Annotated in this window: 6 protein-coding genes, 1 other RNA gene and 1 pseudogene; 7 read left to right on the top strand and 1 reads right to left on the bottom strand. The window is 29.1% G+C overall.

Annotated features, from left to right (window positions below; genetic code table 11):
- The first annotated feature begins 245 nt into the window (after nucleotides 1-245).
- From nagA to KKC53_05635, 6 genes and pseudogenes are all read left to right on the top strand, one after another.
- Nucleotides 246-1,406, top strand: a pseudogene (gene nagA, locus KKC53_05660) (N-acetylglucosamine-6-phosphate deacetylase).
- Entirely contained in the window at nucleotides 1,399-2,118 is a 720-nt protein-coding gene (locus KKC53_05655; protein MBU2598636.1) for a hypothetical protein, read from the top strand. Before nagA ends, KKC53_05655 begins: the two are co-directional and overlap by 8 nt.
- 8 nt (nucleotides 2,119-2,126) lie before the next feature.
- Nucleotides 2,127-2,609 (top strand): ribonuclease HI family protein, encoded by a 483-nt coding sequence (locus KKC53_05650; protein MBU2598635.1) that lies wholly within the window; start codon nucleotides 2,127-2,129, stop codon nucleotides 2,607-2,609.
- Nucleotides 2,610-2,674: 65 nt separating this feature from the next.
- Nucleotides 2,675-3,193: RNase P RNA component class A (gene rnpB, locus KKC53_05645), an RNA gene on the top strand.
- A gap of 236 nt (nucleotides 3,194-3,429) precedes the next feature.
- Nucleotides 3,430-4,491, top strand: a complete 1,062-nt coding sequence (locus tag KKC53_05640) for a DNA repair exonuclease (GenBank protein MBU2598634.1) — start codon at nucleotides 3,430-3,432, stop codon at nucleotides 4,489-4,491.
- Nucleotides 4,488-6,560 (top strand): hypothetical protein, encoded by a 2,073-nt coding sequence (locus tag KKC53_05635; protein ID MBU2598633.1) that lies wholly within the window; start codon nucleotides 4,488-4,490, stop codon nucleotides 6,558-6,560. The genes KKC53_05640 and KKC53_05635 overlap by 4 nt, the downstream gene beginning before the upstream one ends.
- A 14-nt stretch (nucleotides 6,561-6,574) precedes the next feature.
- Here KKC53_05635 and KKC53_05630 read toward each other — a convergent pair whose 3' ends face one another.
- The gene (locus KKC53_05630; protein ID MBU2598632.1) at nucleotides 6,575-7,603 is read right to left on the bottom strand and encodes an alcohol dehydrogenase catalytic domain-containing protein; all 1,029 of its coding nucleotides are present in this window, start codon (nucleotides 7,601-7,603) and stop codon (nucleotides 6,575-6,577) included.
- Nucleotides 7,604-7,823: 220 nt separating this feature from the next.
- Here KKC53_05630 and KKC53_05625 point away from each other — a divergent pair.
- On the top strand, nucleotides 7,824-9,324 hold a 1,501-nt coding region (locus KKC53_05625; GenBank protein MBU2598631.1), incomplete at its 3' end, for an amidohydrolase.

Raw genomic sequence — 9,324 nt, 5'->3', positions numbered from 1 at the left:
CTCCCACAAGGGGAGGGGACTACGTATATGTAGATAACTACACTTTTTGGAAAAGAGCTTAGATTTTTAAAAATAATATTGGTTACACTTTTTTTAAGAAGAGTTTAAAATTTTTAAAAAAAATAATTTAAAAAAAATAATCATTGTTATAAAATTTGAAAAGATACAGATATTTATTAATATATAAATTTAATATTACTTTTTATTAGTATGTTAATTAAGATTAGAAACTTAACTTTAATGATATGAAATTAGCTTTAAGTGGTGGAAAGATAATAACACCTTTTGAAATTATTCAAGAAGGAGTTATTTTAATTGAAAAATCAATTATTAAAAGTGTTGGAAAATTAGATGAAATTTCTATTCCAAAAGATTTTGAAATAATTGATGTTAAAGGTAAGATAGTTTGTCCTGGATTTATTGACATTCATTGTCATGGAGGAAATGGAATATCTTTTAATGAGGATTTACCAGAAAAATTTTTAAATTACTCTCAATGGGTGTCATCAACAGGAGTTACATCATTTCTTATAACTATTGTTCCTACAACATTTGAAGAAACAATTAAGAAATTAAAAAATATTATAAAAATATTTAAATTTTCAAATTATATAGCAGAACCTCTGGGTATTCACTTAGAAGGTCCATTTTTAAATCCTAAAAAACATGGGGCAATCGATTCCGAATGGATAAGAAATCCAGATTTAAATGAAATGTCATCTTATATATCTGCTTCAAATAATAAAGTTAAAATGGTAACTATAGCGTCTGAACTTGAAGGTTCTGAAGAAGTTGTAAATTTTCTTAAAGAAAATAATATAATTATCAGCTTAGGACACACTGATGCCACATATAATCAAACTGTAAAGGCTTTTAAAAATGGATATAATCATGTAAATCATTGTTTTAATGCTATGAGAGGATTTCATTACAAAGAGCCAGGAGTGGTGGGAGCAATATTGCAATCAGAAGGAATATATACAGAGATAATTTGTGATGGTATTCATGTTCATCCCTCAACAATAAAAATGCTTATAGATAATATAGGAGTAGAAAATGTAGTTTTAATCACAGATGCTAATAAAGCAGCGGGTTTAGGTGATGGTAAATATAATTTCCTTAATAAAGAAATATTAGTTGAAAATAGAAAAGCAACACTTAAAGATGGTACAATAGCTGGAAGTGTTATAAATATGAACGAAGCTTTTAAAAATATGGTGGAAATGGTCGGTACTTCAATTCAGGATGCAATAAAAATGGCAACTATAAATCCAGCAAAATCAATTAAATTTGATAAAATTTTAGGAAGCTTAGAAGAAGGAAAGAAGGCTGACATAGTTGTAATGGATGAAGATTTAAATTTGTTATTTACTATTAAGAATGGAAAGACTATTAAACATGAGTAATAGATCTGGCCCCACAATTTTACTTGATTTGCAAAAGGCAGATTTAAGGGTTGATGAACTTACTTCAATTAGAGAGAATCTAATTGAAAGAGAGGAAATAAAAAAATTAAACAAAAGAATTAAAGAATTAAGAAAGGAAATTGAAAATCTTTATCAAAAAAAACACTCCACAGAATTAGATCAGAAAAGGATAAATGACGAGATATCCATTCTAACAGTGAAAATTAAAAGTGAGGAAGAAAAACTCTATAGTGGTAGAATTACAAATCCCAAAGAGCTTGAGGGTATTAATAAGGAAGTAATTTTTCTAAAATTAAAAATGGATAAAAAAGAAACAAAAATATTAGAACTAATGGAAGAAATAGATGAAAATCTTAAAGTAATACAGTTAAAAGAAAAGGAGTTGGATGGTAATTTATCTGAAATTACAACTAAAGAATTAAATCTAACTCAGAGGGAAAAAGAAATTGATGAAGAGATGTCTGAATTAACTGATAGAAGGAATAATTTAATAAGCCATTTAGATACAGAGATTTTAAAAGAGTATGAATCTTTAAGGGAGGAAAAAGGGGGAAGAGTGGTAGCTGTTTTAGAAGATGGTATATGTAATTGCTGTAACATGCAACTACCATCAATAAAAGTTGATTCTATGAGAGATCCTAATATTTTTTATCATTGCAATTTTTGTGAGAGAATATTAATATTACCATAAGGTGAAATATGAATGAAAAGAAGACTAAAGAATATAAGAAGTTAATTTTATTTACTGACGGTGGTTCAAAAGGAAATCCAGGACCAGCTGGAATAGGAATTTTAATTTTTAATAAAGAAGGAAAACTAATAAAGGAAGTTAGTGAATTTATTGGAAGAACTACTAATAATGTAGCAGAGTATATTGCTTTACTAAGAGCATTAGAAATATCGAAGGAATTTGGTGCAGATGAAATAGAGATAAAATGTGATAGCAAACTAATGGTAAATCAATTAAAGAAGAGGTGGAAAGTTAAGAGTCCAAATCTAAAAATTCTTCATCAAAAGGTAAGATTATTACTTAGTGCTTATAGAAAAGTTAGTCTTTTAAATGTCCCAAGAAATGTAATTAAAGCTGCTGATAAACTTGTAAATAAAGCAATTAATTCATCTCTCGATAAAGATGTTGAAGTTCATTTTGTAGAGAATGAAATCGAATCCACCCTTTTTTAATAGGAATTTTGAAATTTATATTTAACAACGTTTATTAGATTTTCTAAAAATGGTATAATTTTATATGAGTCAATTGGGTGATCGCAGAAGTTTTTACTTCTGAGGAAAGTCCGGGCTCCGTAGGGCAAGGTGCTGGGTAACACCCAGTGGAGGTGACTCCAAGGATAGTGCCACAGAAAATATACCGCCCTATTAGATCTTTAAATTAAATATAGATTCTGATAATTGAATAAGATAGTAATTTTAGAATTATATTAAAAAATTACTATCACTATTTATTACCAATATTGCCATTTGCTAATTTTCAAGCTTGAGAAGCTATTTAGTAAAGATTGATCTAATAGGGTAAGGGTGAAAAGGCGAGTTAAGAGCTCACCAGCAATCAGGTGACTGATTGGCTTGGAAAACCCCGCCTGGAGCAAGGCCAAATAGGAGAGTATTAGGGGTTGCTCGCCCTACTCTCGGGTAGGCTGCTTGAGGTGATAGGTAACTATCATCCTAGATGGATGATCACCGCTTATTTAATTTTTATATTTTTAAAAGTTAGATAGGAACAGAACTCGGCTTATAGATTGACTCTTTAAATACCCATCTGTTTATGATAGATGGGTATTTTTATATAAATAAAATTAATAGAATTTTGTAAATCAATCTTTCTTTAATATTATTAGGAGTTTAAGGTATAAATTTTATTTTGAAAAATTTTAATGAATTATCTATATTTGTTAGAATATAATAAGTTTAAATTAGAATATAATTTTTATACAAGTTTATATTTCAAATAGTTTTTTTAAAAATATAAAAGGAAAATATTTTAAAGATGAAGATACTTCATACTGCAGATATACATTTAAGAGAATATGACGATGAAAGATGGAAGACTCTTAAGGAGCTCATTGAAATTGGAAAGAAGGAAAAAATTGAGCTCTTTATAATAAGTGGTGACCTCTTTGATAAAGGCATTGATGCTGAAAACCTCAAACCTAAAATACGAGATATTTTCTCCAATACTGGTTTTAAAATTATCCTTATTCCTGGAAATCATGACAAAGATTCATATAAAAGTGGCATGTATTTTGGAGAGGTAAAAATTTTAAGTGACTTAAACAGTCCTTTTGATGAATTTAAAGACATAAGAATATGGGGATTGCCCTTTGAACCTATAAAGGGAGAAGACATTTTTAATAAACTACAACTATTAAAGAACAACATAAGTCCTGATAAGAAAAATATCTTACTTTATCACGGGGAATTGCTTGATGCCTTCTTTTCTAGAAAAGATTTTGGAGATGAGGGTGAGGAAAGATATATGCCTGTTAAACTTTCTTATTTTAAGGATTTGAATATTGATTATATACTTGCAGGACATTTTCATAAGAATTTTGATATGTGGACATTAGAAAATGGAGGATACTTCATTTATCCTGGATCGCCTATATCAATAACTAAAAGAGAAGTAGGGAATAGAAAAATAAATATCTTTAAAGTTGGTGAACTACCTAAAGAATATATTCTTGACACCCCTCATTATGAAGAAGTTGATGTAAAATTTGATCCATTTAAAGATAAAGAGCCTTTAGAGATTGTGAAAGAATGTTTTATTAATCTTCATTCAAAAGCCAAGGTTATTCTAAAAGTTAGAGGTTTTATAAACAGTGAAAATATTGGAATGAGTGAGGAAGAACTTGTAAAACAAATAAAAAAGATTTCTTCAGGGAAATGTATTGAGGATCACTATGAATTCAAGGATATACGAATAATACTTGAGGATGATTTATTTAAAAACTTCAGAGAAAAGCTTGATCACACTGATTATGAAGAGGAAAAGAAAATGCAAATGCGTGAAATAGCAATTAAAGCAATGATGGAGACACAATCATGAAAATAAAAGAGTTTTTAATAACAAGGTATGGTCCTTTAAGGAATAGAAACCCTTTTAAACTGGTTGATTTCAATTTATTTTGGGGTAAAAATGAGGAAGGGAAAACCTTAACAATAGACGCTCTTATAAAGTTACTATTAGGACGGAATATTAGAAATTTTGAACATATAGATAGAGTAGAAGAGAGTCCAGAAGGTTATATAATAATAGAAAATGATAAAGGTAAAGAAATTAAACTGCCAGAAAAGGGGAATTTGACAGAAGTAGCAGATTTAACCCCATCTGAAAGTCGCAATATTTTTATAATAAGAAATAGTGATCTCTCTATTACTCGGGAAAGTGAGTTTTATACTAATGTAACAGATCAACTTACAGGTTTAAGAACAGAAGATATTTCCCAAATAAAACAAACTCTTGAAGGAATAGGTAAAATAACACCAAGTGGCAAATTCCGTGACATTGGAGATGAAAAATTGAAGTCAAGAATAGAAAATACAGGAACACTAGTTGGAGAAATTAAGAGTTTAATCGAAGAAATTAAGGAAGAAGAATTTGATAAAGTAGAGAAAGAATTGGTAGAAAATAGAATAAAAAAAGAACAACTAATAGAAGAGATTAAAAAATTCGAACATGCTCAAAAAAGAGAGAAATATGAAAAAGGGAAGGAAGCTCTTAAAAAACTTAAGAAAAAAGATTTTCCAGAAGTTAAAGAATTAGAAAAAAAAGAACGATATCTTGAAGTGTTTAGAGAAAAACTGAGAAAGGTAAATGAGGAAATTAGACCAAAGATAACTAATTATCAATCAAATAAAGAAAAAATAGCAGGGGAAAAAACTAAAAATAATTTTTTCTCTTCTTTGGCAAAAATTTCTCAAATAATACTCACTACATCTTTGCTTGGAAGTATTATTACACTCCTATTATCATCCTTGTCCTCATTATCATCATTATTCTCACCACCATTATTATTGTTGTTTATTGTATTGGGGGTGTTATCTTTAATTTCTACCATAATCTCATATATGTTTAAGTGGAAATTTACAAGAAATAAGTCTCAGCTTGCAAAGGAATTTGAAATGATTAAGTTTGATATTTCGAAGTTCAATTTAAGTGGAGAAACTATTGGAGATATTATTTCAAATATCCAAAAGTTTGAAGATGAATGTTTAAATGAAGATAAAAAAGAAAAAAAGATGAGGGAAGAATTAAGTGGATTAATTGGAACACAACAGGGTATTTTAATAAATCTTTTTGGAGAGAAGGGTAAAATACTAGAAGAAAATATTCCCTATTGGGATGAAGAAATCAAAGAGCTTGAAGTGTATAAAGACAGAGCTAAGAATATAAAATACGATGAAAAAATTGTTCTAAAATTAAAGAAAGAAAAAGAGTCATATGAGGATAAATTAAGTAATTTAGAGGATATGATGACTAATTTTCAAAAGGATTTAGGGAAGATAGAAAGAAAGTCAAATGATATTCTGCAATCAGAAGAAGATTATTTATATTGTAAAACATCAGTAGATTTAAAGGCAGTTAGCGAGAAGTTGCAGAAATTTATAAACGAAAATGAAAGTAATAGAGATTCAGTCTTGAAAGTTATGGGAATTTTTAAAGAAATAGAAATAGAAGAAAAAGAAAAAATTTCTAAACTTTTTGGTAAAGAAAGTCCTATTTCTAAGTATTTTAATGAGATAACAAATGGTCTTTACGAGGAAGTACTCTTCAACCAAAAGATTAGCGAAATTGAGGTTAAGCGTAAGGATGGAGCTGTATTAGAAGCTGAGAAATTATCAGGAGGTACTTACGACCAATTATACCTTTCTATTCGCCTTTCGCTTGGCGAAAAGCTCTTAAAAGGTAAAAAAGGATTTTTTATCATGGATGACCCATTCATAAAAGCTGACCCTGATAGATTGCAAAGACAGATTCAAACACTAAAGAAAATTTCTGAATCAGGGTGGCAGATTCTATACTTCTCAGCAAAGGGAGAAGTTAAGAATGCTTTAAAAAAAGAAATTGAAGATGGATCCATTAATTATATTGAAATTAAAAGTATATTTATCTAAAAATATTTGGATATTTAGTTACATTTAATGAGAACCTTGGTTTCTTTTTGGGCTAGTTTTAAAGCTTCTTCTGTTTCATCAAGGGGAAAAATTTCTGAAATTAATGGTTTTACATCTATCTTTTTACTGTTTAAAAATTCAATAGCTTTTGAAAATGGACCACATCTTGAACCCTGAATTCTTATCTCATCTACCACAATCTTTGTTTGGTCAACATTATTAATCAAAATCCCATGAGTTGATTTAAGAGCAACTGTTCCTCTTGGTCTGACAAGGTTTATAGCAAGGTTAAATCCTTTTTCTGATCCTGTTGATTCCACCACTATATCTGCTCCAAGACCATCGGTTAACTCTTTTACTTTTGAGACTAAATTCAGGTCATTTGTATTTATTACTTTTGAGGCACCATAAGATTTTGCTCTTTCCAGTTTTTCCTTCGACCTGGATATTGCAATTATATCTGCTCCCAATGAATTTGCAACAGAGCAGATTAAAACTCCTAATCTTCCAACTCCAAGTACAATAACTTTGTCTCCAATTTTGAATTTTGAGAGTTCAAAGGTTTGAATAGCAGCTGCTAATGGTTCTATGAAAACTCCCTCTTCGTCTGATATATTATCAGGTAATGTATGAATATTTTTTGCTGGAACTTTTACAAATTGTGCAAATGTTCCATTAGCATTTATTATTCCCAGAACCGTTCTTTCAAGACAATGAGTGGACAATCCCTTTTTACAAGCAGGACATTTTATACTTTTAGGATATGAAAGGCAAGTATTATTTATTTCTGCTGTAATTCTTTTTCCTATAAGTTTATTGCTCACATCTTCACCAGCTTCAATAATCTCTCCAGTAAATTCATGTCCTAATATCAATGGTAATGGAACTTTGTAATCACCATTATAAATTGCAATATCTGTACCACAGATTCCGGCATAATTTACTTTAATAAGTGCCTCATCAGATTCTATTTCAGGTTTTTTAAATTCTTCAATAACAATCTTTTTAGGCTTAATTAAATTCGCTACTTTATAAAATTCCAATGTTTTCTCCTATCTTTTAATATTTTTTTAATTTTTCCTCAGCATATTTTGAAAGTTGATATTTTATAATACAATTTAGACTTAGAATTGTATAATATTTCAAGCTTTAGATTATATAATATTAATTATAAAGATATAAATAATTAATTTCCTTACACTTTTTAATTAAAGTTATAGAAATTTATAATAATTAATTTAATTTTATATTTTGGTGATATAAATGAAGAAAGATTTAATCCTATTTAATGGAAATATTTATACTATGAATTTTTTAAAGCCTAAAGTGAATGCTTTACTTGTTAGAAAAGAGAAAATTATTGCTATAGGTAATAATGCTGAAATTAAATCAAAGGCTAATAGCAAATATGAGTCTATTGACTTAAATGGAAAAGTAGTTCTTCCTGGTTTTATTGATAGTCATGTTCATCTTTTAGGCTATGCTAAAAGTTTGATTGGAATTGATTTAAGTAATACAAAATCAAAAGAAGAGGTGATAGAGAAAGTTAAGACAAGGGTAGAAAAGACTGAACCAAATGTCTGGATTCTGGGTTATGGGTGGAATGAAAATGATTGGAAAGAATTTAAGCTTCCTTCAAAAGCTGACCTTGATAAAGTTTGCAACAAAAATCCTTTAGTTCTATTTAAAAAGGATGGGCATAGTATATGGGTAAATTCAGTTGCATTAAAAAAAGCTGACATTAATGAGCATACTTTAGATCTTTCAGGAGGGAAGATTGTAAGAGAATCTATTAGCAAAACTCCAACTGGAATATTAAAAGAGAATGCAATTTATTTAGTTTTGAAAAAGATAAAAAAGGAAAATATCGAAGATATCCTTCCAACACCAGTTTTGAATTCATCAACTACTTCAAAAGAGATAAAGATAAAGAATATGGGAAATATCTATAGTGCAGTTAAAACTGCATCCAAAAATTTTAATAAAGTAGGAATAACAAGTGTACATAATATGGAAAGTATGAATAGACAAAAAATTCTATTTGATTTAAATAGTGAAGGGGAGTTGAATCTGAGAATATACTCTTTCTTTGAACAAATTGAGCCAGAAGATTTATACCATTTTAAAAGAAGTACTAAACTTGATAATAGGTGGACGAAAATTGGAGGAATTAAACTTTTTTATGATGGGAGTTTGGGTTCAAGAACTGCATATATGATTGAGCCATATAATGATGATGAAAATAACTATGGAATAAAAGTAATGGAAAAGCAAGAAGTGGGAAGGCTGATGCGAAGTGCAAATCAACTTGGACTTAACTTCGCGATGCATGCAATTGGAGATAGAGCTAATAAAGAAGTTTTAGATATTTATGGAAGGGTATTAAAAAATTATGAAAATGAAACAGTATTAAGAAATAGAATTGAACATGTCCAGATTCTTAGAAGGGAAGATTTTGTTAGATTTAAAAAGCTAAATTTAATAGCATCGATGCAGCCTTATCATCTCGCTTCTGATATGAAAATGGCTGAAAAAGGATGGGGCAAGAGATGTAAGTGGTCTTATGCCTGGGATAAATTGGTAAAAAATGGTGTTCATATGACTTTTGGTTCTGATTGTCCCGTAGAAACTATTAACCCTATCAGAGACCTTTATGTATCAATCACAAGGAGAAAGGAAGATGGTTATCCGGATGGGAGTTGGTATCCAGAACACAAGTTAACACTAAAAAGAGCCATATATTCCTATACTTTTGAGGGAGCTT

This window comes from Actinomycetota bacterium, assembly GCA_018830725.1.
Classification (GTDB): Bacteria; Actinomycetota; Humimicrobiia; order JAHJRV01; family JAHJRV01; genus JAHJRV01.
The sequence above is the reverse complement of the archived record's forward strand: the minus strand, read 5'-3'. Positions and strand labels throughout refer to the sequence as shown.

Excerpts from the sequence above, each read along its gene's own strand:
- KKC53_05655 (MBU2598636.1), top strand. The coding sequence starts at position 1,399 with ATGAGTAATAGATCTGGCCCCACAATTTTACTTGATTTGCAAAAGGCA.
- KKC53_05650 (MBU2598635.1), top strand. The coding sequence starts at position 2,127 with ATGAATGAAAAGAAGACTAAAGAATATAAGAAGTTAATTTTATTTACT.
- KKC53_05640 (MBU2598634.1), top strand. The coding sequence starts at position 3,430 with ATGAAGATACTTCATACTGCAGATATACATTTAAGAGAATATGACGAT.
- KKC53_05635 (MBU2598633.1), top strand. The coding sequence starts at position 4,488 with ATGAAAATAAAAGAGTTTTTAATAACAAGGTATGGTCCTTTAAGGAAT.